This window comes from Amycolatopsis sp. 3B14 (assembly GCF_050958625.1).
Lineage (GTDB): Bacteria > Actinomycetota > Actinomycetes > Mycobacteriales > Pseudonocardiaceae > Amycolatopsis_E > Amycolatopsis_E thermoflava.
This window is the reverse complement of sequence record NZ_JBHZEN010000003.1, coordinates 209585-234438: the sequence shown is the minus strand read 5'-3', so window position 1 is coordinate 234438 and position 24854 is coordinate 209585. Positions and strand designations below refer to the sequence as shown.

The 24854-nt window shown below is 71.9% G+C and carries 24 protein-coding genes; 10 read left to right on the top strand and 14 right to left on the bottom strand.

The window, feature by feature from the left end; genetic code table 11:
• Positions 1–57: 57 nt before the first annotated feature.
• The 4 genes from ACCP09_RS02490 to ACCP09_RS02475 form a co-directional block, all read right to left on the bottom strand.
• The gene (locus ACCP09_RS02490; RefSeq protein ID WP_027930253.1) at positions 58–1716 is read right to left on the bottom strand and encodes an AMP-binding protein; all 1659 of its coding nucleotides are present in this window, start codon (positions 1714–1716) and stop codon (positions 58–60) included.
• Positions 1717–1827: 111 nt separating this feature from the next.
• Positions 1828–2613 carry an enoyl-CoA hydratase/isomerase family protein gene (locus ACCP09_RS02485; protein WP_027930254.1) on the bottom strand — a complete coding sequence of 262 codons (786 nt, stop codon included), beginning with the start codon at positions 2611–2613 and terminating at the stop codon, positions 1828–1830.
• Positions 2606–3607 (bottom strand): zinc-binding dehydrogenase, encoded by a 1002-nt coding sequence (locus tag ACCP09_RS02480; RefSeq protein ID WP_228684691.1) that lies wholly within the window; start codon positions 3605–3607, stop codon positions 2606–2608. The genes ACCP09_RS02485 and ACCP09_RS02480 overlap by 8 nt, the downstream gene beginning before the upstream one ends.
• A gap of 53 nt (positions 3608–3660) precedes the next feature.
• The gene (locus ACCP09_RS02475; protein ID WP_123687453.1) at positions 3661–4779 is read right to left on the bottom strand and encodes a LuxR C-terminal-related transcriptional regulator; all 1119 of its coding nucleotides are present in this window, start codon (positions 4777–4779) and stop codon (positions 3661–3663) included.
• A gap of 46 nt (positions 4780–4825) precedes the next feature.
• Between ACCP09_RS02475 and ACCP09_RS02470 the strand changes: the two genes are divergently transcribed.
• Positions 4826–5377, top strand: a complete 552-nt coding sequence (locus ACCP09_RS02470; RefSeq protein ID WP_027930256.1) for a TetR/AcrR family transcriptional regulator — start codon at positions 4826–4828, stop codon at positions 5375–5377.
• Between the two features lie 13 nt (positions 5378–5390).
• Here ACCP09_RS02470 and ACCP09_RS02465 read toward each other — a convergent pair whose 3' ends face one another.
• On the bottom strand, positions 5391–6617 hold the full coding sequence (locus ACCP09_RS02465) for an acyl-CoA dehydrogenase family protein (RefSeq protein WP_231961022.1): 1227 nt from the start codon (positions 6615–6617) through the stop codon (positions 5391–5393).
• A gap of 151 nt (positions 6618–6768) precedes the next feature.
• On the opposite strand from ACCP09_RS02465, the gene ACCP09_RS02460 reads away from it, so the two are divergent.
• Complete coding sequence (locus ACCP09_RS02460; protein WP_123687450.1) at positions 6769–7221, top strand: MaoC family dehydratase; 453 nt, start codon at positions 6769–6771, stop codon at positions 7219–7221.
• Here the strand turns inward: ACCP09_RS02460 and ACCP09_RS02455 are convergent.
• Positions 7209–8201: a phosphotransferase family protein gene (locus ACCP09_RS02455; RefSeq protein ID WP_433742878.1), complete on the bottom strand. Its 993-nt coding sequence runs from the start codon at positions 8199–8201 to the stop codon at positions 7209–7211. The two genes, ACCP09_RS02460 and ACCP09_RS02455, sit on opposite strands and share 13 nt — an antisense overlap.
• Before the next feature lie 124 nt (positions 8202–8325).
• On the opposite strand from ACCP09_RS02455, the gene ACCP09_RS02450 reads away from it, so the two are divergent.
• Positions 8326–9072 (top strand): SDR family NAD(P)-dependent oxidoreductase, encoded by a 747-nt coding sequence (locus ACCP09_RS02450; RefSeq protein WP_433742876.1) that lies wholly within the window; start codon positions 8326–8328, stop codon positions 9070–9072.
• Here ACCP09_RS02450 and ACCP09_RS02445 read toward each other — a convergent pair.
• The 4 genes from ACCP09_RS02445 to ACCP09_RS02430 are packed head-to-tail and all read right to left on the bottom strand — an operon-like array spanning position 9069 to position 13814.
• Complete coding sequence (locus tag ACCP09_RS02445; protein WP_433742924.1) at positions 9069–10052, bottom strand: NADPH:quinone oxidoreductase family protein; 984 nt, start codon at positions 10050–10052, stop codon at positions 9069–9071. The genes ACCP09_RS02450 and ACCP09_RS02445 overlap by 4 nt on opposite strands.
• A gap of 2 nt (positions 10053–10054) precedes the next feature.
• On the bottom strand, positions 10055–10765 hold the full coding sequence (locus tag ACCP09_RS02440) for an SDR family NAD(P)-dependent oxidoreductase (RefSeq protein WP_433742874.1): 711 nt from the start codon (positions 10763–10765) through the stop codon (positions 10055–10057).
• The gene (locus ACCP09_RS02435; RefSeq protein WP_433742872.1) at positions 10762–12189 is read right to left on the bottom strand and encodes a PucR family transcriptional regulator; all 1428 of its coding nucleotides are present in this window, start codon (positions 12187–12189) and stop codon (positions 10762–10764) included. The genes ACCP09_RS02440 and ACCP09_RS02435 overlap by 4 nt, the downstream gene beginning before the upstream one ends.
• Entirely contained in the window at positions 12186–13814 is a 1629-nt protein-coding gene (locus tag ACCP09_RS02430; RefSeq protein ID WP_433742870.1) for an AMP-binding protein, read from the bottom strand. Before ACCP09_RS02430 ends, ACCP09_RS02435 begins: the two co-directional genes overlap by 4 nt.
• Positions 13815–13935: 121 nt before the next feature.
• On the opposite strand from ACCP09_RS02430, the gene ACCP09_RS02425 reads away from it, so the two are divergent.
• Positions 13936–14262: a hypothetical protein gene (locus ACCP09_RS02425; protein WP_433742868.1), complete on the top strand. Its 327-nt coding sequence runs from the start codon at positions 13936–13938 to the stop codon at positions 14260–14262.
• 137 nt (positions 14263–14399) lie between these two features.
• Here the strand turns inward: ACCP09_RS02425 and ACCP09_RS02420 are convergent, their stop codons facing one another.
• The 4 genes from ACCP09_RS02420 to ACCP09_RS02405 all read right to left on the bottom strand — a co-directional run bounded on the left by ACCP09_RS02420 (position 14400) and on the right by ACCP09_RS02405 (position 18634).
• Entirely contained in the window at positions 14400–14627 is a 228-nt protein-coding gene (locus tag ACCP09_RS02420; RefSeq protein WP_433742866.1) for a hypothetical protein, read from the bottom strand.
• Between the two features lie 334 nt (positions 14628–14961).
• Entirely contained in the window at positions 14962–16491 is a 1530-nt protein-coding gene (locus tag ACCP09_RS02415) for an aldehyde dehydrogenase (NADP(+)) (RefSeq protein WP_433742864.1), read from the bottom strand.
• Positions 16488–17444, bottom strand: a complete 957-nt coding sequence (locus ACCP09_RS02410; RefSeq protein WP_400988471.1) for a C-terminal binding protein — start codon at positions 17442–17444, stop codon at positions 16488–16490. Before ACCP09_RS02410 ends, ACCP09_RS02415 begins: the two co-directional genes overlap by 4 nt.
• The gene (locus tag ACCP09_RS02405) at positions 17441–18634 is read right to left on the bottom strand and encodes a fumarylacetoacetate hydrolase family protein (RefSeq protein WP_433742861.1); all 1194 of its coding nucleotides are present in this window, start codon (positions 18632–18634) and stop codon (positions 17441–17443) included. Before ACCP09_RS02405 ends, ACCP09_RS02410 begins: the two co-directional genes overlap by 4 nt.
• Positions 18635–18778: 144 nt before the next feature.
• On the opposite strand from ACCP09_RS02405, the gene ACCP09_RS02400 reads away from it, so the two are divergent.
• From ACCP09_RS02400 to ACCP09_RS02375, 6 genes are all read left to right on the top strand, one after another.
• Positions 18779–19498, top strand: a complete 720-nt coding sequence (locus tag ACCP09_RS02400) for a FadR/GntR family transcriptional regulator (RefSeq protein ID WP_123687440.1) — start codon at positions 18779–18781, stop codon at positions 19496–19498.
• Between the two features lie 115 nt (positions 19499–19613).
• Positions 19614–21059, top strand: a complete 1446-nt coding sequence (locus ACCP09_RS02395) for an aldehyde dehydrogenase family protein (RefSeq protein WP_433742859.1) — start codon at positions 19614–19616, stop codon at positions 21057–21059.
• A 41-nt stretch (positions 21060–21100) separates the two neighbouring features.
• On the top strand, positions 21101–22606 hold the full coding sequence (gene xylB / locus ACCP09_RS02390) for a xylulokinase (RefSeq protein ID WP_433742857.1): 1506 nt from the start codon (positions 21101–21103) through the stop codon (positions 22604–22606).
• Positions 22603–23259, top strand: a complete 657-nt coding sequence (locus tag ACCP09_RS02385) for an HAD family hydrolase (RefSeq protein ID WP_433742855.1) — start codon at positions 22603–22605, stop codon at positions 23257–23259. Before xylB ends, ACCP09_RS02385 begins: the two co-directional genes overlap by 4 nt.
• Positions 23243–24004 (top strand): ribose-5-phosphate isomerase RpiA, encoded by a 762-nt coding sequence (gene rpiA, locus ACCP09_RS02380; protein ID WP_433742853.1) that lies wholly within the window; start codon positions 23243–23245, stop codon positions 24002–24004. Before ACCP09_RS02385 ends, rpiA begins: the two co-directional genes overlap by 17 nt.
• On the top strand, positions 24001–24765 hold the full coding sequence (locus tag ACCP09_RS02375; protein ID WP_400988463.1) for an SDR family NAD(P)-dependent oxidoreductase: 765 nt from the start codon (positions 24001–24003) through the stop codon (positions 24763–24765). Before rpiA ends, ACCP09_RS02375 begins: the two co-directional genes overlap by 4 nt.
• Positions 24766–24854 lie beyond the last annotated feature (89 nt).

The window sequence follows — 24854 nt, the reverse complement described above, 5'->3', positions numbered from 1 at the left end:
ATCGCGCGGCGCCCGCGAGTCCTCACCGTGGACCAGCGGGCGCCACCGGCTCCGCGATCACACCGTCGTCTCGGCGTCGTTCAGCTTGGCCGCGATGTCGGCGCGCAGCCGGTGCTTCTGGATCTTGCCGGTCGCCGTCATCGGCAGCTCGGGCACGACCTCCAGGCGTTCCGGCATCTTCTGGATCGCCAGCCCCTGCCCGAGCAGGAACTCCTTGATCTCCTCCAGCGTCACGTCCTCGTGGCCCGGCCGGGGCACGAGGTAGAGGCAGATCCGCTCGCCGAGCCGCCGGTCCGGCATGCCGACCACCGCGCACGCCGCGACGGCCGGGTGCCCGGTCAACAGGTCCTCGACCTGCCGCACGCTGATGTTCATGCCGCCACGGATCACGATGTCCTTCAGCCGTCCGGTGACGCGGATGTACCCGTCCTCGTCCATCACGCCGAGGTCGCCGGAGCGCGAATAGCCGTCGGGGGTGAACAACGCGGCCGTCTCGGTGGGGTTGCCGATGTATTCGAGCATGTGCATCGGGCCGCGGTAGGCGATGTCGCCCTCCTGGCCGCGCGACACCTCCTCCCCCAGCGCGTCGACGATCTTCACCGAGCTACCGGGCAGCACCCGGCCGTCGGAGGTCAGCGAGCGGGCCGGGTCGTCTTCGATCGTGCACATGGTCGTGGTGACGTTCTCGGTGCGGCCGTAGAGGCTGAGGATCCGGCAGTCCGGCAGGAGTTCCCGCGCCTGCTCGACGAAAGCGGCCGGGATCGGCGCGCCCGCGGCGACCCACAGTCGCATGCTGCCCGCGTCGTGTCTGCCGGGTTCGTAGACGTCCATCAGCATCTGCAGGAACGTGGTCGCCGTGACGGCCACCGTGCAGCCGAACTCGCGGATCCGCTCCAGTCCGGCCCGGGGCTCCCACACCTCCATGATGTGCGAAGCCGCGCCGTGCATCAGCGGCAGCAGGATGCTGGTGACCAGGCCCGTGGTGTGCGTGACCGGGGACGGTCCGAACTGGACGTCGGTGTCGGTGTAGCCGAACCCCTGTGCCAGCAACCGGGAGCCGCACGCCATCGCGTTGAACGTGTGCAGGCAGCCCTTCGGCCGTGAAGTCGTGCCCGAACTGTAGACGATCACGAAGTGGTCGTCGGGACCCACACCGGGGCCGATCTCCGCGGCAGCCGCCTCGGGCCCGACATCGGCGAACAGCTCCGTGAACGGCGTGGCGCCCTCGGCCTCGCCGCGCACCACGACGACGGTTTCCAGATCCGGCACGTCCTGCTGGATCCGGCCGAACATCGCGGCGTGATCGAACTTCTTGAAGGTGTGGCAGGTGATCGCCATGCGGGCGCCGCAGTTGCGCACGATGTAGCCGACCTCGTCGAGGCGGTAGATCGGCATGATCGGGACCATGACGGCGCCGAGCCGGGACAACGCCACGGCGATCTGCCCGAACTCGGCCCAGTTCGGTATCTGCACGCACACCCGGTCGCCGCGCCCGACACCGGCGCGGCGCAGCCCGGCGGCCAGGCGCAATGCGCTGTCGCGCAGCTCCCGGAAGGTGATCGCGCGGGTGCCGTCGGTCAGGAAGACCTTGTCCGGACGGGCTTCCACCTGCTGCTCCAGCAAGTCGAACAGAGTCTCCTCGCGCCAGCGGCCGGTGGCGTAGAACTGCTCGATCTCCTCGGCCGAATAACGATCCGTGACCCGCGCGAACGTCATGAGCGATCTTCCTTGATCTGGGAGAAGGACAAGGCCCGAACCGGTCCAACATTAATATTGTTGGACCAAAAAAGCAACGGCCGCCCAGGGGCCACCGGAGAGCCGGTCAGATCAGCGCCGTCGCCACTGCGGCGCGCGCTTCTCCTGGAACGCCCGCACTCCCTCACCGAGATCCTCGGTCGTGAACGCCAGCGCGAGTTGCGCCTGCAGGTGGCCCAGCGCCTCCCGGAGACCGAGATCGCGGGTGGCGTCGATGGCGTCCTTGCCCAGCTTCATCAGCAGCGGCGACTTGGCGGCCACCCGGTGCGCCCAGTCCCGCACGGTATCGCCGAACTCCTCGTCCGGCACGACCTTGTTGACGATGCCGAGGTCCCGCGCCTCCGCCGCGGTGATCCGCTCCCCCAGCATCATCAGCTCGTTGGCCTTCATCCGGTCGATGTTGCGGTAGATGAGCGCGGAGATCATGAACGGGAAGGCGCCGACGTTGATCTCCGGGCACCCGAACCGCGCCGATTCCTTGGCCAGCACCAGATCGCAGGCGAGCGCGAGCCCGAACGCGCCGGCCAGCACGTCGCCGCCGGCCGCGCAGATCACCGGTTTGCCCAGCGCCCCGATCAGGGTGAACAACCGCGGGAACCGGTCCAGGCCCGCGTACTTGACGATCGGCGGCCGGTCGTCGGCGAAGGCCTTCAGGTTGCCGCCGGAGGAGAACACCCGCTCGTGCGAGGAGCCGAGCACGACCACCCGGACCGACTCGTCGCGCCGCGCTGTCTCCAGCGCCGCCAGCAGGTCGTCGAGCAACTCGTCGCCGAGCGCGTTGCGGGAGCCCGGGTCGTCGAGCGTCACGAACGCGGCGCCGTGGTCGTCGACCTCGTACCGCACCAGCTTCTCACCCATGCAGCAGAACCACCTTTCCGAAGCCGCCACCCTGTTCCAGGTGACGATGCGCGGCCGCCGCCTCGGCCAGGGGGAACGCCCGGTCGATCACCGGCGGTGCGATCGAGTGCTCGTCGAGCAGCCGCAGCAGCCCGGCGAAGTCCCGCGGGCTGCCCATCGTGGTGCCCAGCAGGCTGTACTGTCCGAAGTAGAATTTCCGGACGTCGACCCGCGCGTGCTCGGCCGCGGATGCCCCCAGCACGACCAGCCTGCCGCCGGGCCGCAGCGCCGCCAGAGCCTCCGGCCAGGCGCCGACCGGGTCGAGCACCACGTCGAAACCGCGCCCGCCGGGCGAGAGCTCCTTCGCCGCCCGCTCCCATCCGGCCTCGGTGTAGAGCACCCCGCCGGACGCGCCCAGCGCCCGCGCCTGGTCGATCTTCACCCGGGACGAGGAGGTGACCGCCACGGAGGCGCCGACACCGGAGGCAAGCGCCACCGCCGTGGTGGCGACACCCCCGCCCGCGCCGAGCACCAGCAGCGACTCCCCCGCGCGCAGCCGCGCCCGCGTGAACAGGGCCCGGTAGGTGGTCAGCCCGACGAGCGGGAGCGCGGCGGCTTCGGCCCAGCTGTAGCCTGCCGGACGAGGCGCGAGGCAATCGGCGGGCACCCGCACCAGTTCGGCGTAGGTGCCGGGCCGGTGATCACCCAGGATCTCGAAGCGCGCCCCCGGAGCGGACTCGTCGTCACCCCACCACAGGGACGGCACGATCACCACGTCCTCGCCGGTGTCGGTGCGGACGCCCGCGCCGTCGGCACCGAGGACGTGGGGCAGGGGCGAACGGTACTGCCCTCGCCGCACCAGGACGTCGTGCCAGTTGAGGGCGGCAGCCTCCAGCCGCACCGTCACCCAGCCCGGCTCGGCGGCCGGATCCGGCACCACGCCGGGCCGCAGCACGTCCGCCGATCCGAACTCGCGTAGCACCACAGCCTGCACCGCCCACCTCCGTTGGCTCAACTATTGGACCATAATTCGGGCGCCGTGCCAGAGCAAGGGGCAGGGACCTGGTTTCAGAACGCCGAGTCGCCGATCGTGAGGCGGAGGTACTGCGAGATGGCCTCGGCCCGGTTCTCCACGCACAGCTTGCGCAGGATGCGCTTGACGTGCGACTTCACCGTTCCGTCGGCGATGACCAGCTCGTCGGCGATGCGACTGTTGGTCGCCCCGGTCGCCATCAGGGCCAGCACCTCCAGCTCCCGCCGGGTGAGCAGCGCCTCCAGCGTCGCCGGGGAACGGACTGGCGTCCGCGCCGGGCGCAGCGCCTGCGCCTGGGTGGCCAGGTCGATCTCGGCGTTCGCCAGGTCGTCCAGGACCGCCTCGACACTCCGCATCGCCTCGCGCACCTGCTCGCGCTGTTCCCGCAGGCGGCGCAGCAGCACGGCCCGCTCGAAGAGGCGGCCGAACGCGTCGGCGAAGGCGCCGAGGATGTCGCGGTCCAGTGTCGTCACCGCGCGCGACGCGTAGTCCGCGTGCAGGAACCCGATGACGCGCCCGGTGGGCATCAGCGGGGCGGCGACGTAGGAGTTCATCCCGGATGCCCGCAGCAACGGCTCGTGGACACGGGGATCGGCGCGCGGATCGGTCACGATGGCCGGTTCGCGCCTGCGGACCATCTCGGTCTCCAGCACCAGGGTGTCGAGGTGGATCTCCGGCAGGGTGCGGATCCACTGCCGGAACGCTCGTTCCGCGTCCCGGTGGCTCACGGCGAAGCTCTTCCACGGTCGCCAGAGCGAGTTTTCGACGCGGGAGAGCATGACGCGGTCGAAGCCGCACGACTCGACGACCGCCTCGCACGCGCGGTCGAGCAACTCGTCCGGATCGGAAACCCGGCGCAGGCGGGCCAGCCCGGCCTCGAGCGCGTCGCGCCTGCGCACCCGCTCACCGCCGAGGAACTCCCGGATCTCCGAGCGTAGGGCGTAGACCTCGGCCAGAAGCAACGCGGTCGCGGTGGGCCGGTCGGCTTCCGGCAGATGGTCGCGGAGCACGCCGATCAGGACCGCCAGCGCCCCGTCGACCCCGGCCGGATCGTCACCCTCCGGGATCACGGCGTCCGCGAGCGGGCCGGTGAAGGCGACCGCCTCGCTCAGCAACGCCCTGCCCCGGCCGGCCAGCTCCGCTTCTTCGCGCATCCGTTCACAATAACGATCGTTCACGCCGGTGTGCTAGATTCGCGGCGTGGACAGGGACCGCAAGATCCTGGACACGGCCGCGGCCGTGTTCTACGAGAAGGGGTTCCACGGCGTCGGCGTCGACGAACTGGGCAAGCGCGCCGGGCTGAGCGGACCGGCCCTGTACCGGCACTTCTCGGGCAAGGACGAAATTCTCGCGGCGCTGTTCAACGAGGCACTCGACGAGCTGGTGAGCGCGACCGCCCCGGTGCACGACGACCCGGACAAGGACCTCGACCGGCTGATCCGGCACCACGTCGGGTTCGCGGTCGGGCACCGGCACCTGGTGAACATCTACCAGCGCGAGGACCGGTCGCTGGTGGACCCGTGGAAGCGCCAGTTCGACCGGCGCCGCCGCCAGTACATCGGCCGCTGGGAGACCGCGATCGCCCGGTGCTTCCCGGACGCCGCCGCCGACGAGATCGCCGCGGGAACACAAGCCTGCCTCGGGGTGATCTTCTCGATCGCGTACTGGCCCGCGAAACTGGCGCAGACCCCGGCGCTGGCCGACCTGATCACCGGCTTCGCGACCGCGGGCCTGGCCAGGCTGCGCGGCTGAGGCGGCCCCGGCCTCACCCCTTCCGGAAGCCGAACATCGAGCCCGCGATGCGCCGCAACTGCAGCTCGTCCGAGCCCTCCGTGATGCGGTAGCGCCGGTGGTGCCGGTAGATGAACTCGAACGGCTTGTGCCGTGTGTACCCGACCCCGCCGTGGATCTGCATCGCCCGGTCGGCCGCGCGGCAGGCGAGCTGATTGCCGCGCAGGTTCACCATCGACACCTTGTCCGTCACCCCGGTGCGGCCGTGGGTGTCCATCAGCCACGCCGTCTTGTACAGGGTGTTGCGCAGCAGTTCGGCGTCGGTCTGCAGTTCGACCAGCTGCCATTGGATGCCCTGGTGCTCGTGCAACGGTTTGCCGAACACGACCCGCTCCTTCGCGTACCGCACGCTCTCGTCGATGCAGAACTGCGCCGCCCCGAGTGAGGACGCCGCCTGCCGGATGCGGTTCTCGTGGACGAACAGCTGCGCGCAGTCCAGCCCGCGCCCGACCTCGCCGAGCACGGCGGACGAGGGCACCCGCACCCCGTCCAAACGCACCTCCGCGTGGTCGCTCGGCATCGAGAACGTCCAGTGGTAGTACGGGATCTCGAAGCCGGGCGCGTCCGTGGGCACCAGGAACGCCGTGATGCCCTCGGCCTTGCCGTGCCGGCCGGACGTGCGGGCGAACACCAGGTCCACCTCGGCCACGTCGACCACGCTGTTGAACCGCTTGACGCCCGTGATGATCCAGTCGTCGCCGTCGCGGCGGGCGGTGGTCTCCAGGTGGGTGGCATCGCTGCCGTGGCCGGGCTCGGTCAGCCCGAACGCCATCTCCAGATCTCCGCGGATCAACCGTTCCAGGTACCGCTCGCGCTGCTCGGGCGTGCCGTACTCGTGCAGCACCAGCGCCAGCGGCAGGTTCGCCACCACCGACGCCTCGTGGCTGAGCTCCGCGTGCAGCCCCGGACCGAGACCGGCGAGGTGCTCACGGATGACCGCCATCGCCAGGTTCGTTCCGTCACGCCCGCCGAGCGCCGCAGGAAGCGGGTACCGGTAGAAACCGGCCGCATCCGCGCGTCGCCGCGCTTCGAGCATCAGCTCGCGCCACCGCCGGGTCGGGATGCCGCCGCGGTCGAGATCGGTCCGGGTGAACTCCCGGCGGTGGTCGAACAGGTCCGGGTTCGCCGCCTCCAAGGGCCGGATCCCGGACTCGATGAACACGTCGAGATCCTTCACGAACTGTTCGACATCAGCGGGCACGGACCACTCCATGACACGACCTCTCGTCACCGGGCTTTCCCGCCACGCTAGGAAGAACCACCTCCCTGACCCAGTGCGACCACGCAGGCCACTGTGGACTCCTCCAGCCCGCCGCTCGCCCCGGCAGCGGCACCTGTGCTTGTGTCGTGCCATGCGAACCATCACCGGCGTCGCGGAGCTGCGCGCCCTCGTCGGCACCGAACTGGGCACCAGCGCCTGGCACGAGGTGACCCAGGCCCGGATCGACGCCTTCGCCGCGGCCAGCGACGACTTCGAGGACATCCACCTCGATCCGGCCCGCGGCGCGGCAGCCGGGTTCGGCGGCACCATCGCGCACGGGCTCTACACGCTGTCGCTAGGCCCCAAATTCCTGTACGAGATCTACACGATGCGCGGGCATTCGCTCGGGCTGAACTACGGTTTCGAGCGGGTCCGGTTCCTCTCCCCGGTGCCGGCGGGCTCCCGCGTCCGCATGGTCGCCCACCTCACCGGCGCCACGGAGATCACCGGCGGAACCCGCTTCACCCTGACCCAGACGTTCGAGATCGAGGGCCACGCCAAGCCGGCGTGCGTGGCCGAATCGCTCATCGCCTACTTCGACTGAGCCAGCAGGGCGCGCCCCCGCTCGACGACCTCACCCAAGCCGCGCGCGGCCACGACGAGCTGCGGATCCGGGTCGGCGCTGCGCCGGTTGCGCTTGACGAACACCGCCAGCGTCGCCGCCGTCTTGTAGTGGCAGTACGCCAGGAACCACGACAAGTCCGCCACCTCGCCGGGACGGATGCGCCGGTACTCGGCCAGCAACTCCTCGCATGCGGGCATTCCGCGGCCCGCCTCGACGTTCGCGTCGTCGCGGTGCTCGTGGAAGCGGTGCGGCGGGCGGGTGTGCATGAGCAGCCACGCCAGGTCGATCCGCGGGTCGCCGGCCGACCAGATCTCCCAATCGATCACGGCGGTGAGCCGCTCGCCGGTGAACAGCATGTTGGCAAGCCGGTAGTCGCCGTGCTGCAGGCACGGTTCCACCGGGTCCGGGGTCCGGGCCGACAGCTCCCGGTAGAGGCGCGCGTGGCGCGGGGCGATGTCCGGCTCGACCGTGTCGAGCAAACGAGCCCACCGGTCCAGCTCCGCACGCAACGGTGTGGCCGGCTCGGTGACGGCAACGCCCTGGATCCGGGCCAGTGTGCGCGCGGCCCCGCGGGCGCGGGCGGCGATCACCCCCGGGGTCGGCGGGTTGACGGCGACGTCGAGCAGCGGCTCGTAGGACTCCCCCGGCACCTGGCTCATCACGAACAACGGCGGGTCCCCGGCGTCCTCGGCGAGCACCGCCGGCACCGGCACCGCGGTCCCCGCGAGCCGCCGCAGGACGCGCGCCTGGCGCAGCACGTCCCGGTTGCGCACGGGCGCCAGCCCCGGCGGGGCGACCTTCAGCACGACCGGGACGTCGGGGTGGTCCGGGCGGCTCAGCACCGAGGAGAACGTGAGGCTGGAAACCCCGCCGGGCAACCGGCGCAGGCCGAGCAGCCGGCCACCGGGCCAGTGTCGCGCGGCCCGGCGGAGAACGTCGTCGTGATCGAGTTCCGGCACCGGTTCACTGTGCGGCCACGCCCTGCAGCGAGGCAAGGAACGGGCGAGGCGGCGGTGGAGATTTCCACAGTGGCCTCGTGCCGCGCGCTCGAACCGATCGCGGTCGCCGTGTTAGAAGCGGAGGATGAACCGTTTCCGCCTCGACGGCAAGGTCGCCGTCGTCACCGGCGCCTCCTCCGGGCTCGGGGTGGCCTTCGCACACGCCCTGGCCGACGCGGGCGCGAACCTCGTCCTCGGCGCCCGCCGGGAAGGCCGGCTCCGCGAGACCGCCGGAGCCGTGGCGACGAAAGCGGTGGCCGTGCGCACCGACGTGACGGCGGTCGGGGACTGCGAGCGGCTCGTCGCCGCCGGGATGGACGCGTTCGGACGGGTGGACGTGCTGATCAACAACGCCGGCACCGGCGGCGATTACCACCCCGCGACCGAGGACGCGCCGGAGCACTTCCGGTCGGTGGTCGATCTGAACCTGCACGGCGCGTACTGGATGGCACAGGCGTGCGGCCGGGTGATGGAACCCGGATCGTCGGTGGTCAACATCTCCAGCGTGATGGCGTTGACCACGGCGAAGATGCCGGCCGCCGCCTACAGCGCGAGCAAGGCGGGGCTGCTGGGGCTGACGCGGGACCTGGCCGCGCAGTGGGGCTCGCGCGGCATCCGGGTCAACGCCCTGCTGCCCGGCGTCTTCCCCTCCGAAGCCACCGCACACTACAGCGACCGCTACCGGCGCAAGGTGATCGACGCGAAGATCCCGCTGGGCCGCATCGGCGACCCCGGCGACGTGGCAGCGGCCGCGGTCTTCCTGGCGAGCGACGCCGCCGCCTACATCACGGGTGTGAGCCTCCCCGTCGACGGCGGCGTCCTGATCAACTAACGGATCGTCACGACCACCTTGCCGACCGCGCGCCGCGTGTCGATCAGCTCCAGCGCCTCACGCGCCGACTCCAGCGGCAGCACGTGCCCGGCCAGCGGGCGCAGCTCGCCACTCGCCGCAAGCCGTTCCAGCTCGGCGGCCAGCGTCCGCGCCATCTCCGGAAACCTGGCCACGTACGGATCGAGTGCCACACCGACCACACTGAGATCCCGCAACAGCAGCCGGTTGACCTTGACCTTCGGGATCTCCCCCGCCGCGAACCCCACGACCGCCAACCGGCCACCGACGTCGAGGCAACGCAGGGAATCGGTGAACCGGTCGCCTCCCACCGGATCGACCACCACCGGCACACCCAGCCCGCCGGTGAGTTCGCGGACCCGGGCGACCCAGCCTTCGTCGCTCAGCACGACCTCCGCTGCGCCCGCTTCCCGGGCCACGCACGCCTTGTCCGAAGTGGACACCACCGCGATGGGGCGCCCGCCCAGTGCCCGCACCAGCTGGACCGCCGCGGTGCCGACACCACCGGACGCACCGTGTACCAGCACGTCCTCGCCCTTGGTGAAGTTCACCCGGTGCAGGGAGAACCACGCAGTCGCGTAGTTGAGGTACAACGCCGCCCCCGAGACGAAGTCGAAGTCGTCGGGCAACTTGACCGTGTACCGGGGAATCCCCAGGGCCCGCTCGGCGAGCGCACCCCACACGGTCAGGCTCGCCACCCGGTCGCCCGGCCGGAAACCGGACCCCGGCGGCGCCTCCAGTACGACACCGGCGGCCTCCCCACCGGCGACGTAGGGCGGTGGCGAGCCGTGCTGGTACTGCCCACGGGTCTGCAACAGATCCGGGAACGACACCCCGGCCGCGTGCACGTCGATCAGGAGGCGTTCCCCGTCCGCCCACGGATGGGCGCCCACAGGCTCGGGCACGTCGGCCTCCGCGCCGCCGGAAGGCCCGGTCAGCTCGGTCATCACGAACGCGCGCATGCTCACCGCCGCACCATCGTCGAGGTGACCGAGCGAGTGTTGAGCTCGTCGCCACCGTCGACGGTCAGGATCTGCCCAGTGACGCGGGAGGTCCTGGGCGAGGCGAAGAACGCGACCGCGCCGGCGATGTCCTCCGGCCGGACCAGACCGCCGGGCATGCTCTCGTTCCACGCGTCCACGATCTCCGGCGGCATCGACAGCACCCCCGAGCTGGCGGTCATGCCGGGCAGCACGGCGTTGGCGGTGACCCCGGTTGTGACGTTCTCGGCGGCGACCGTCTTGACCATGCCCAGCAGCCCGGCCTTGCTGGTGCTGTAGGAGACCTGCCCGGGCAGGCCCTGGGTGCCGGCCGTGCTCGACACGACCACGATGCGACCGAATCCGCGTTCCCGCATCCCGCGCAGGCACGCCTGCAGCACCCGGAAGGTACCGGTGAGGTTGACCGCGAGATCCTTTTCCCACCGGTCGATCGAGAACCCGTGCGCCGAGCCGAACATCGTGGTGAGGCCGGCGTTGCCGACGTAGACGTCGATGTCGTCCAGCGGTGGCAGCTCGCCCGTGGCGATGTCGGCCTGATAGGTGCACCCGGGTTCGCGGTCCAGCGTCTCCACGGTCATCCCGTCGGCTTCGAGCCTGCGCACGATGGCCGCCCCGATACCGCCTTCCCGGGCGGCGCCGGTCACCAGCGCCTTCACCTTCCGGTCCTCGCTCACGCGGTCTTCCTTCCCTCCTCGTCGAGCCCGCCCTCGTCGAAGGCGGGCAGTGCGGGATGCCCCTGCAGGCGGAGCACCAGCAACGCGGTCTGGACGGTGAGCTGGTCGCCCGCATCCGCCGCCACGTCGAGGCCGGTTGCCTGCCGGACCCGGGCCAGGCGCAGGCGCACGGTGTTCTCGTGCACGCCCAGCCGGGACGCCGACACCCGCACACTGCGCCCGGCGTCGAAGTACTGCTGCACCGTCCACAACAGATCCGCAGCGTCAGCGGTGAGCAGTGGGCCGAGGACGTCGTCGACGTAGGCGCGCACGGCCCCGACCGCGCTGTTGGCGACGAACAGCCGCGCCGGGCCGAGGTCGTCGACGGCCAGGATCCGCGGCGAGTCCGGCCCGACGAACCGGTGGACGCAGTGCGCGACCTCGCGAGCTTCCCGGTAGGCGCGGGCCAGTGCGCCGGGTTCGCACACCGACGACACCCCCACCGCCAGTTGCCCCAGCGTCCGGCGCGTGGCCCGCCGGACCGCCGCCTTCACCCGCCGCACCACCGGCCCGTCCCCTGCCTCGACGAGCAGGAGCACGCCTTCCGAACCGCGGGTGCCCAGCACCTCGGCGCCGAGGATCTCCTCGACCTCGGCGGCCAGCGCCTGCTCGTCGGCGGGCGAACCGAGCACGTACGCCAGCACGCGCCGGGCACGGACGTCGACGCCGAGGTATTCACCGCTGCTGCGCAGGTCGTCCATGGTGGACGAGCCGCGGACGAGCTGGCGGGCCAGCGACGAGCGGGCGTTCCAGGCGACCGTGGCGACCCGCCGCTGCAGGGCGAACTCGGTGCCCAGGTGGCCGGCCGCCCGGTGCGCGATCGTCCGGTCGGCGGGCCGGAACGCGGACGGGTGCTCGACCAGGACGAGCCTGCCGAACGTTTCGTCGCGATGGGTGGCCGGGACGACGAGGTGGCGGTGGGTGAGGCCGTCGAGCCGGGCGGGCGCAAGACCTTCGCGGACGCCGATCTCGTCGAGTGAGCGCATCCGGATCGGGCTCGCGCCGGGCGGGCTCGCCGAGGCGACCATCCGGTCCCGCACGTCGTAGAGCACGGTCACCTTGCCGGTCAGCTCGGCGCAGCAGCGGACCAGCGCGGCCAGACCGCCGGGGACGCCCACCAGGGCACCGAGGTGTCGTTCGGCGGCCAGTTCCGCGGATCGCGCCTCGTGCTCGGCGACCGCCGCGCGGACGACCTCGGCGAGCGCGACAAGGCGGTCGAGCGCGTCCCCGTCCGCGCCGTCCACGACCAGGGCGGCGGTTCTGCCGAGGGGAACGGCGAACTCGCCGTCCCGGATCGGCGGACCGGCGTTCACCAGCCGCACCCGGCCGGTCCCGGCGATGACCGGGGCCTGTTCGAGCACGGCGCGCAGGAGCTCCGGGCTCACGGCCCTGGCTCGGCGAGTTTGGCCCGGATGTCCTCACGCAGCAGGTGCTTGCGCACCTTGCCGGTTGCGGTGAGCGGCAGTTTCTCGACCAGCTCCAGCCGTTCGGGCAGTTTCGGGGTCGCCAGGTCGCGCCCGCGCAGGTATCCGGTGAGCTCGTCGAGCGTCGGTTCCCGGCCCGCGGCCGGCACGACGTAGGCACAGACCCGCTCGCCCAGCCGCTCGTCGGGCATGCCGACAACGGCGACCTGGTCGACCGACGGGTGGTCGGCAAGCAGATCCTCCAGCTCGCGGGCGCTGATGTTGAGCCCGCCGCGGATGACGATGTCCTTGAGCCGGCCGGTGACGCGAACGTAGCCGTCGGGGTCCATGTAGCCCAGGTCGCCGGACCGCGAGTAGCCGTCCGCGGTGAACAGCGCCGCGGTCTGTTCCGGGTCGCGGTAGTACTGCAGCATGTGACTGGGCCCGCGGTAGGCGATGTCGCCCTCGGTGCCGCGCGGCACCTCCTCGCCCAGCGCGTCGACGATCTTGACCGACGCCCCGGCGAGCGCCGCGCCGTCCGAGGTGGCGGACCGCTCCGGCGGGTCGTCGACCGTGCACATGGTCGTGAGGAAGTTCTCCGACCGGCCGTAGAGGCTCAGCACGCGGCAGCCTTGGAACTGCTCACTCGCCCGATGCACGATCGTGCCCGGGATCGGCGAGCCCGCGCACACCCACAGCCGCAGGCTGCTCGCGTCGTGGCGGTCCGGGTCGTAGGCGGCGGTGAGCATCTGCAGGAACGGTGTCGCGGTCACCGCCGCCGTGCACCCGTGCTTGGCGATGCGCTGCAAGCCTTCCTCGGGTTCCCACGCCTCCATGAGGTGCGACGACGCCCCGGCCAGCATCGGCAGCACGACGCTGGTGACGAGCCCGGTGCTGTGGGTGATCGGCGACGGTCCGAATTGGACGTCGTCCTCGGTGTAACGCACGCTCCTCGCGATCGCCGCGGCGCTCGCGCGCAGGGTGTTGACCGTGTGCAGGCAGCCCTTCGGCCGGGAGGTCGTGCCGGAGGTGTAGACGATGAGGAACGGCTCGTCCGGCGAGGGCGGCGCCGTCACGTCGGCGTCCGGCACGTCCATCAACTCGTCGAGGGCGACGGCGCCCGCACCGCGGACGACGACCAGTTCCTCCAGGTCCGGCAGCTCGGCCCGGAGCCCGCGGAACATCCCGAGGTGGTCGAACCCCTTGAACTCCGCACAGGTGATCGCGACCTTCACGCCGGCGTGGCGAAGGACGTAGCCGACCTCGGCGCCCCGGTAGATCGGCATGATCGGCACGAGAATCGCCCCGAGCCTGCTCACGGCCAGTGCGATGACCGCGAACTCGGTCCAGTTCGGCAGCTGCACCGCGACGCGATCACCCCGTCCGACACCCAGCCGGCGCAGCCCCGCCGCGAGGCCGGCCGCCTGGTCACGGACGGCCGCGTAGGTTCGCGCCGACGTCCCGTCCGACACGAAAACCTTGTCGCCGTGGGAGCGGGCACGTTCGTCGGCCAGCTGGGCCAGGCCGCCCTCCTGCCAGTAGCCCGCCTGATAGAAGGCCCGGATGTCGTCATCGCCGTAGCGGTCCTGCACGGTCACCGTTGACATGTGCTCGCCTCCGCGGGAGTGCCCCCTCGCCTAATTGGGTCCGACTTTAGAATTGTCGGACCAAAGTTGCAAGGGTCTCGCCTCGCGCCGCCCGCGGGACTCATAGGCACCGGCCGGAACGATGCGCCAGCCCGAGTCGGTCCGGGTCTATGAAACGCGCGGCGTTGAGTCAATCCGGGAGCAGGGGATCAGCCTGGACGGGATGGTGCTGGTCACGGCCAACCCCGCCCACCGGGCTCGCGAACTGGAGTACGCGCTGCGGCAGTCAGGCGCGGTGCGCCTGGTGCACGCTGACGCCTACCGCGGGCGCGGTGCCGCCGGCGATGACGACGGAGATGTTGGTGGCCAGCGCGGTGCCGGTGTAGCGGACCTCGTCGGGGAACAGGCGGGGCGTCAGGGTGAACGAGGCGACCTGCCGGAGGGCATGTTCACCATGATCGCGACGTAGCCGAGAGCGGCCAGCCCGAGGTTGCCGATGTCCATCAGCAGGAACGCGGGGTAGGTGACGATCGCGTACCCGGCGAGCCCGATCGCGGCGACCTTGAACGTGCCGACGCGGTCGGCGAGCCGTCCGGTGAACGGGCATCAGCGCCACGGCGAAGAGGGTGACGCCCGCAGTGATCCAGTACTGAAGGTCGATTCGACGTAGGCCGCGCCCTGGACGGACGAACGACGGGCGGGGGGACGCGCGGCGAACTTGACCGGCCCGGCACCGTCCACTTCGGATTCGAGTACCAGTCCGTTGTGGCGAACCTGCGGGTCGTCGAACTGGAACCGCAGGTCCTCGGCGACCGCCGAGTCCTTCTTCGCCACCCTCAAAACCGAACTACTCCACCACCACACCTGGCCCACCCGAACCGCCGCCACTCCAGCCTCAACTACCAAAGCCCAGCAACCTACGAAACAACCGCAGCCCGACCGCCCTACCAAACCCGTCCACCAAAACGCCACGGGATCAAACGCCCGCCTCCACCCCGACCTGAAGACCTCTCAACCGGGTCTCAGCATCGGCCGCTCGGTTTCTCATTGCCTCGTGGTCCGCCGACCTCCGCTCCCCCGCCCGAGAGCCAGCCGCGCCACCGAAGTGCGATCGGCGCAGCCACGACGTCGCCTTGCGGTAGTTGACGGTCCGGGGGTGCTCAGCAAGTCAGCCCCTCCGCCCGGCCCGCCCGTCGGTGGTCAGCACGCCGTCGACCCGGCGCGGGATGCCGAGCGGGTTGCCGTCGCGGAGTGCGGCGGGCAGCAGCTGCTCGGGCACGTCCTGGTAGGTGATGGGGCGCAGGAACCGCCGGATCGCCGTGGCGCCCACCGACGTGTGCAGGACCGCCGTCGTCGCGGGCCACGGGCCGCCGTGGTGCTGCGACCACGTCACCGCCACCCCCGTGGGCCAGCCGTTGTGGATGAGGCGTCCCACCCTGGCTCCGAGCGCCGCCACCACGGAAGCGGCAGCGGGGTCGTCCGGCTCGGCGTGCACCGTGCCCGCCAGCGACCCCGGGACCCTGCCGAGCGCGGCCGCGAGTTCCTCCTCCGTCGAGTAGGTGACGAGCACCGTCACCGGGCCGAAGCACTCCTCGGTCAGGACGGCGGCGTTGGCCAGGAACGTCCGGGCGTCGGCGGTCACCACCTGCGGGGCCACCCGGTGCCCGCCGCCGTCCTGCTCCGGCCCGTCCAGCAGGGCGCGCACTCCCGGAACCTTCAGCAGTCGTCGCAGGCCTTCGCGGAATCCGCCCTCGATCCGTGCCGTGAGCAGCGGGCCGACCTCCGCCGCGGCCACCCGCTCCGCCACCCGGCCGGGCAGACCGGCCGCCTCGGGCACGAACACCAGACCGGGCTTGGTGCAGAACTGCCCGCTGCCGAGCATCGCGCTGCCCGCCAGACCGTCCGCGATCTCGTCCGGCCGGGCCGCGGCCGCGGCGGCCGTGACGACGACCGGGTTGATGCTGCCCAGCTCGCCGTAGAACGGGATCGGGTCGGGACGCGACATGGCGACGTCGAACAGGGCCCGGCCACCGCCGGGTGAGCCGGTGAACGCGACGGCGGTGACCGCCGGATCCGCCACCAGGGCCCGGCCCGCCGCCTCGCCGTGCACCAGGGTCAGCACGCCCTCGGGGGCGCCGACCGCGGACAGGGCGCCGGCCAGGATCTCCGCGGTGCGCACCGACAGCCCCGGATGCCCGGGGTGCGCCTTGACGACGACCGGGCAGCCGGCGGCGAGTGCGCTCGCCGTGTCACCGCCTGCCACCGAGAAGGCGAACGGGAAGTTGGACGCGGCGAAGACCGCCACCGGCCCCAGCGGGACGAGCATGCGGCGCAGGTCGGTGTGCGGGGGCACCGCCTCCGGGTTCGGGCTGTCGAGGGTGGCCTCGCAGAACGCGCCGTCCCGGAGCACCTCCGCGAACAGGTCGAACTGCGCGGCGGTGCGGGCGAGCTCGCCGGTCAGGCGCGGCACGCCGAGCGCGGTCTCGGCATCGGCCAGCGCCACCAGCTCGCCGGAGTGGTCGCGCAGGGCCTGGCCGAGATCCGCGAGCAGCGCGGCGCGCTCCGGGAAGGAGAGCCCGCCCAGCCACGGCGCGGCCTGCGCCGCCCGCGAACACACCTCGCGGATCTCCTCCGGTGTGGTGTCGGCGATTTCCGGGCCGATCGCGGCTCCGGTGCGGGGATCGACAGCGCGGCTCATCGGCCACCTCCTCCGGTCACGGGACAGCGCAACGGTTTCCCGGCCAGCGCCCGTTCGGCCTCCTCCGCGGCCAGCCGTTGCAGCGCGGCCAGCGAACTGTCCGAATAGAACGCGGCGTGCGGGGTGAACAGGATCTGCGGCAGCTCGCGCAGCGGCGAGTCCGCGGCGAGCGGTTCGGGGTCGAAGACGTCCAGCGCGGCCGCGGCGACCCGGCCCGCCCGCACCGCCCCGGCGAGCGCTTCGTGGTCGACCAGCCCGCCACGCGAGGTGTTGACCAGCACCGCACCCTCGCGCATCCGGGCGAACGCCGCGGAGCCGAGCAGGTGCCGCGTCCGCGGGGTCAGCGGTGCGTGCAGCGAGACGGCGTGCGACTCGCGCAGCAGCGTGTCCAGGTCGGTGACGGTGAGCCCGTCGGCGGGCTCGGCGTAGGGGTCGTGGGCGAGCACGCGGAACCCGAACGCGGCGAGCCTGCGGTGCACGGCGAGCCCGATCCGGCCCAGGCCGACCAGTCCGACCGTGGTGTCGGCGAAGCCGGGAATCGAGCCGAGATCACTCGGGGCGCACCAGCCGGTCTCGCGGATCCGCCGGTCGTAGGCCGGGATCTTGCGGAGCAGGGTCAGCAGCAGGGCGACGGTGTGGTCGGCGACGGTGTCGCTGCCGTAGTCCGGCACCGTGGCCACCGAGATCCCGCGCGCCTCGGCCGCGGCGACGTCCACGTTGTCGTAGCCGATGCCGTAGCGGATCACCGTCGCGCCGGGCGCCATCGCCGCGAGCACCGCGTCGGTCACCGGGGCGAAGTTCACGAACGCCACGTCGGCGCCGGCCACCGCCTGGATCGTCTCGTCCTCGCTGCGGCAGGCGTGCACCGTGAACTCCGCGCCGAAGCGCTCGGCCACGGCCGCCTCGTCCGCCACCCCGCCGAAGGCGTGATCGGTGACGACCACCCGGGTCACGAGACCACCTCCGCCGCGCTCCGCAGCAGGCCGCGCCCGGCGAGGTTGGCCATCAGCGCCCGGATGCCGAAGGTCCAGTCCTCGGCCGCTTCCGCGGTGGTGACGACGTTGACCAGCGTGCCCAGCGCGGGCGAGCTTATCGCGACGACATCGCCCTGCCGGTGGGTGAAGCCCTGCCCCGGCTCGCCGCGGTCCTCGGTCGGCGCGAACATCGTGCCGGTGAACAGGACGAACCCGTCGGGGTAGCTGTGGTGGGCGCCGTGCGCGTGCCGGATCAGGTCGGTGAGGTCCCGGCTGATCTCGCTCACCGGGTTCACGCCGTGCAGGGTGAACCCGTCGCCGCCGGTGATGTCCAGCGCCACCTCGGTGGCTCGCGCGTCGTCCAGCGTGAAGCCGTCGTCGAACAGCCGCAGGAACGGGCCGATCGCGCAGGAGGCGTTGTTGTCCTTCGCCTCGGTGAGCAACAGCGCGCTGCGCCCCTCGAAGTCGCGCAGGTTCACGTCGTTGCCCAGGGTCGCGGCCACCGGCGTGCCGGACGAGCTGACCGCGAGCACCAGCTCGGGCTCCGGGTTGTTCCAGGTCGAGCGGGCCAGCACGCCGATCTCGGCGCCGGTGCCGACCGCGGACAGGACGGGCGCCTTGGTGAAGATCTCCGGGTCCGGACCGATGCCGACCTCGAGGTACTGGGACCACAGGCCCTCCTCGGCCAGCACCTCCTTGACCCGGGCCGCCTCCGGCGATCCGGGCCGCAGCTGGGCGATCCGGCCGCGGACCACCTCGGCGATGCGGGACCTGATCTCCTCGGCCCGGGCGGGGTCTCCCTTCGCGCGCTCTTCGATCACGCGCTCGAGCATGCTGCGGACGAACGTCACGCCGGCCGCCTTGACGACCTGCAGGTCGACCGGGGCCAGCAGGTGCGGGGCGGTCCGGTCGCGCCGCAGGGTGGCGTCGATCAGCGCGGACAGCTCCCAGTGACCGCCGCCCTCGTGCCCGCGGACTATCGAGACCGCGTCGGGCCGGTCCAGCAGCTCGGAGACCGTCGGAACGACGTGGGTGAGGTCCACGGCGCGGTCACCCCGGATCGCCGCGACGCACGGCCCGCCGACCGCGGGGTCGAACACGCGGGCCACCAGGGTGGCCCGCTCGGCGTCGGCGGGGAGCACGGCCCCGGCGTAGGCGTGCAGGTTCATGGATTGACAGCCCTCCTCGTCGCGCCCACACGGGCGCCATCAATGTCCTATCATCGTACAAAGATGCCGTCAACGCACCGGTTCCATCGCCACACAGGCGGCGCGGCGCGCCGCAACCCGCCTGCTTTGTCGTACGATCGCCGAATGGCCGAAGCACTCCACAAGCGCCTGTCGGAAACGCTCGCGGACAAGCTGCAGGACGAGATCGTGCGGCTGGCGCCGGGCGAGCGCCTCCCGACGGAAGCCGAGCTCGCCCGCCGCTTCGACGTCTCGCGCACCGTGGTGCGGGAAACGGCCCGGCTGTTGATCCAGCGTGGACTGGTCACGGTGAAGCCCGGACGCGGCATGACGGTCGCCGAGCTGGACGGACGGCTGATCGCGGAGCAGTACGGCCTGCTGATGCGGCGCAGCGAGGGCTCGTTCGCCCAGCTCCTCGAACTGCGCCTGGTGCTCGAGGTCGAGATGGCGCAGCTGGCCGCGGCCCGGCGGACCGAGCAGCACCTCGCCGACCTCGAGGACGCGAACCGGCGACTGGCCGACGCACTGGACCGGCCCGAGGCCCGCGACGAATTCCTGGACGCCGACCTGCGGTTCCACGAAATCGTGGCGCAGGCGAGCGGAAACCCGTTCTTCTCACTGGTGATCGGCCCGCTCAACGGGTTCCTGCGGGACACCTACCGCACCGGGCCCGGTTACCCCTCCGAAGCGGCCAACACGCTGGAGGAGCACGTCCAGATCGCCGAGGCCATCGCCGCCGGCGACCCCTCCCGTGCCCGCTTCGCCACCGAGAACCACCTGCGCCGCGTCATGCGGCACCGGGACCGCCTGCTGGCGGAGAAGCAGCCGATCCCCACCCGCACCTGAACCGGCGCGATCACCCTCTTGCGCGACACGCGACTCCCGCTCTAAGGTCCGATTATCATACAAAGATCGCACCGCCTGCGCGGCGAGAGTCCGCGCGCATCAGGGAGTTGAGGCAATGCAGCCCGATGAGCCCGTGCTCGTCTGCCGGAACTTCGTCGCGGGAACCTGGCGGGACACCACGGGACCGGGAATCGACCGGACCAACCCCGCCACCGGCGAGGTGGTCGCGGTAGCCCCGCGCTCCACCGCCGCCGAGGTCGACGCGGCAGTCCGCGCCGCCGCCGACGCCTTCCGCGGCTGGCGCCGCACCGTCCCGGCCGAGCGCGCCGCGTGCCTGCACCGGCTCGCGGAAGCCTGCGCCGGCCGGGTGGACGACCTCGCCACCGCGATCACGCGCGAGCAGGGCAAGCCCCTGGACGAGGCGCGCGGCGAAGTCCGCAAGTTCATCGCCGCGCTGCACTACTACGCCGAAGAGGCCACCCGCGTCTACGGCCGCACCATCCCGAACGACGCGCCCGGGTTCACCAGCATCGTGGAGAAGGAACCCCTCGGCGTCGTCGCGGGGATCGTGCCGTGGAACTACCCGATCGAACTCATCGGCTGGAAGCTCGCCGGCGCCGTCGCGGCCGGCTGCACGATCGTGCTCAAGCCGTCGGAGTACACCCCCGGTTGTGCCCAGGTGCTGTCGGAGTGTCTCGCCGGGACGCTGCCCCCGGGCGTGGCCAACATCGTGTTCGGCGACGGCTCCACCGGGCAGGCGCTCGTGGCGCACCCCCAGATCGCGAAGGTGGCCTTCACCGGCTCGATGTCCACCGGGCAGGCGCTGTACCGGGCGGTCACCGGAATCACCGGGCTGTCCCTGGAACTCGGCGGAAGCTGCCCCATGATCGTCACCGGCACGGCCGACGTGCCCGACGCGGTGCGCGGTGCCACCCGCCGCGCGTTCCGCAACGCCGGCCAGATCTGCATCGCGATCAACCGGATCTACGTGCACGACTCGGTCTACGACGAGTTCGTCGACGGGCTCGCGGCCGCGGCGGACGCGCTCACCGTCGCCGACGGGCTGGCCCACCCGTCCGCCGACGTCGGCTCGCTGACGATGGACGAGACCTACCGGCGCACCCTCGACCACATCGCGGACGCGGACAAGCGCGGCGCGCGGATCGTGGCGGGCGGCGGCCCGCTGGCCGGTCCCGGATTGTTCGTGCGCCCCACGGTGATCGCCGACGCGCCCGACGACGCGCTCGTCATGACCGAGGAAACGTTCGGTCCCGCCGTCGGCGTCGCCCGCTTCACCGACCTGGCCGACGCGATCGACCGCGCCAACCGCGTCCCCGGCGGCCTCGCCGCGTACGCCTACACCAACGACACCCGCGAAACCTTCACGCTCGCGGGCGACCTGGACTTCGGCAACGTCGCCATCAACAACGTGGACGCCGGGATCATCAACGCGCCCTACGGAGGCCGCCGCGAGAGCGGGTTCGGTTCCGAGCACGGGCCCGAAGGCCTCGAGTCCTACCTCCAGCTCAAGCACGTGAGACTCCGCCACGGCGCGCGATGACGCGCCGGACAGCGCAACGACGCGCGGGAAAGGACAACAACATGCTGATCGGCATCGACCTGGGTACCTCGGCGTGCAAGGTCATCGCGGTGTCACGGTCGGGTGAGGTGGTCGCCAAGGTGCTGCGCCACTACCCGGTGCACACCACCAATCCCGGCTGGGCCGAGCAGGACCCCACCGACTGGTGGGCGGCCACCGACGACGCGCTCGCCGCCGTCACCGCGAGCCTGCCCGACCGCGGCCGGGAAGTGACCGGGATCGGCCTGTGCGGCCAGATGCACGGGCTGACCGCGCTGGACGAGACCGGCGAACCGCTCCGGCGGGCCATCCTGTGGAACGACCAGCGCGCCGCGCGGGAGTGCGAGTGGATCACCGAACGCGCCGGCGGTCTGGACGAGCTGCTGCGCATGACCCGCAACCGGATGCTGCCCGGCTTCACCGGCTGCAAGATCGTGTGGTTCCGCGAGCACGAACCGGAACTGTTCGCCCGGACCCGCCGCATCCTCAACCCCAAGGACTACCTGCGGCTCCGGCTCACCGGCGAGTACGCCACCGACGTGTCCGACGCCTCCGGCACCGGCCTGTTCGACGTCGCGAACCGCCGCTGGTCCGACGAGCTCCTGGGGCTCCTCGGCATCGACCGCGCACTGCTGCCCGACGTCGTCGAATCCGTCGAGGCCACCGGCACCGTGCTGCCCGGCCTCGCCACCCGGTGGAACATCCCCGAAGGCACACCGGTGTTCGGGGGCGGCGGCGACGCGGTCATCCAGACCACCGCGATGGGCCTGCTGGACACCGGACCGGTCGGGTTCACGATCGGCACCGCGGGCATCGTCGCCGGCGGCGCGTCCCGGTGCCCGGACAACCCCGGTGGACGGGTGCAGGTCTCCTGCGGCAACGAACCGGGACGCTGGCACGTGATGGGGGTGTCGCTCAGCGCGGGCGGCGCCCTCCAGTGGCTGCGCGACGCGCTGGCCCCCGCCACCGCCGCCGACCCGGTCACCCTGGAACGGCTGTCCGAGCTCGCCCGCGAAATCGGGCCTGGCTCGGAAGGCCTGTTGTTCCTGCCGTACCTGCTCGGCGAACGGTCCCCGCACGTCGCCCCCGAAGCGTCGGCGAGCTGGGTGGGACTCACCCCGATGCACCACCTGGGCCACATCGCGCGCAGCGTGATGGAAGGCGTCGTGCTGAACATGCGGGAGATCCTCGAGGTCTACCGGCAGGCCGGGCTGCCGTGCGACCGGGTCGTGGCCTCCGGGGGCGCGACCAAGGAACCGCTGTGGCTGCAGATCCTCGCCGACGTCCTCAACCGGGAAACCGTCACCGTCACCGGGGTGGCCGAAGGCGGCGCCTACGGTGCCGCGCTCGCCGCCGGGGTGGGGATCGGCTGGTGGCGGGACCTCACCGAGGCCGTCGGCATGCTGGCCGTGGAGCAGACCTTCACGCCGGATCCCGCCACCGTCGCCGTCTACGACCAGATCTTCCAGCGGCACCGGCACCTGTACGAGGGCCTGCGCCCGCTGTTCGCCGAAACGGTGCCGGCGTGACGCGGGCGGTGGTGCTCGACCTGGACGGCACTCTGGTCGACAGCGCCCCGGACATCGCCAGGGCACTCACCTCCGCCCTGACCGCGCACGGCCTGCCCGGGATCGACGCCGATCGGGTCCGCGGCCTGCTGGGCGGCGGCGCCGCGGAGCTCGTCCGCGGCGCGCTCGACGCCGTCGGCGGTGATCCCGCGCTCGCGGGTCCGGTGCTGGCGGCCTACTCCAGTGCCTACCGGGCCGAACCGGCCGCGGCGACCACCGTGCACGCCGACGCCCACGAAGCACTCCAGGCGTTGCGGGACAAGGGAATCCGCGTGGGGGTGTGCACCAACAAGCGCACCGGCCTGTCCCACGACGTCCTCGCCGCCACCGGGCTCGCCCCGCTGGTCGACGTCGTCGTCGGCATCGACGCGGTGCCCGCGGGCAAACCCGACCCAGGGCACCTCGCAGCCGCGCTCACCGCGCTGGACGTCGCCCCCGCCGACGCGCTCTACGTGGGCGACACCGGCATCGACGCGCTCACCGCACAACGCGCCGGAGTGCCCTACCGGCACGTGTCCTGGGGGCACCCGCTCCCGGGCGTGACCACCATCGACACCTTCGGCGCACTGGCCGAGGGCTTGGCGGACAAGGAGTTCCATGCAACCGAGCAGTGACCAGGACCGGGCGAAATGGGCGGCCGGTGTCGGCGCCATCGAAACCTACGTGCACGACGGGATGAAGCTGGGCCTGGGTTCGGGAACCACTTCGCACTGGTTCGTGCGCGCGCTCGGCAAGGCGGTGGCCGACGGCCTCGACGTCGTCGGGGTGCCCACCTCCACCGCCACCCGGGATCTCGCGATGGAGGTCGGCGTGCCGCTGACCACGCTCGCCGAGGCGGTCCGGCTGGACCTCACGATCGACGGTGCCGACGAGATCGACCACGACGGCGCCATGATCAAGGGCGGCGGCGCTTGCCTGCTGTGGGAACGCATCGTGGCCGACGCGTCGGACCGGATGGTCGCGGTGGTGGACGACAGCAAGGTCGTCCCGGCGCTGGGCGCGTTCCCGCTGCCGATCGAGGTCATCCCGTACGAGTGGGAGTCCACGAAACGCTCGATCGCCCGGTTGCTGGACAAACTCGGCCTTCCCGCCGCCGAACTGGCGCTGCGCACCCGTGACGGGGCGCCGGTCGTCACCGACAGCGGCAACTACCTCATCGACGCCCACCTGAAGTCCATCGCCGACCCGCTGGCGATCGACGCGCAGCTGAACTGGATCCCCGGCGTGGTGGAGAACGGCCTGTTCACCGGAATCGCGGACGAGATGGTCGTCGGCCGCGCCGACGGCACCTACGACGTCCGCGACTGCGGGACCGCACCCACCGCACGCCCGTCCACGACCCCGCGAGGTGACCGATGACCAGCCCGACCCTGCCGGTGTTCTCCCTGGCCGGCCGCACGGCGATCGTGACCGGCGGCGCCCAGGGCATCGGCGAAGCCATCGTCACCGGGCTGCGCGACTCCGGCGCCCGGGTGTTCATCTGCGACATCAACGACGAAGCCGGCAAGGCCACCGCCGAGCGGCTCGGCGTCGAGTTCGTCGCCGCCGACGTCACCGACTCCGCCGCCGTGGAAGCCGCGTTCGACCACGTCGTCAGCGCCGCCGGGCGGATCGACATCGCCGTGAACAACGCCGGCATCGTGCACAACCACCCCAGCGAGTCGCTGTCCGACGGCGACTGGCGCAAGGTGCTCGCCGTCAACCTCGACGGGGTGTTCCACTGCTGCCGCGCCGCCGGTTCCCGGATGCTCGCCCAGGGCGGCGGGAGCATCGTCAACACCGGCAGCATGAGCGGGCACATCAGCAACTTCCCGCAGCCGCAGGCCGCCTACAACGCGGCGAAGGCGGGCGTCATCCACCTCACGAAGTCACTGGCGGGCGAATGGGCCGGCCGCGGCGTCCGGGTCAACTCCGTCTCCCCCGGCTACGTCGGCACCGAACTGACCCAGCGCGGGATGGACAACGAGGAGTGGCGCCGCGCCTGGCTCGCGGGCACCCCGATGAACCGGGTCGCCACGCCCGCCGAGATCGCCCCGGCGGTCGTCTTCCTGGCCTCCGACGCGGCCGCCTTCTGCACCGGCACCGACCTCGTCGTCGACGGCGGCTACACCGTCTGGTGACCCGCCACTGATCCAGTCCGCGCCACCCGCCCGGCGGCACGTCCGCCGGGCGGCGTTGCGCCCTGCCCGGAAACGGGCACGAAACCACT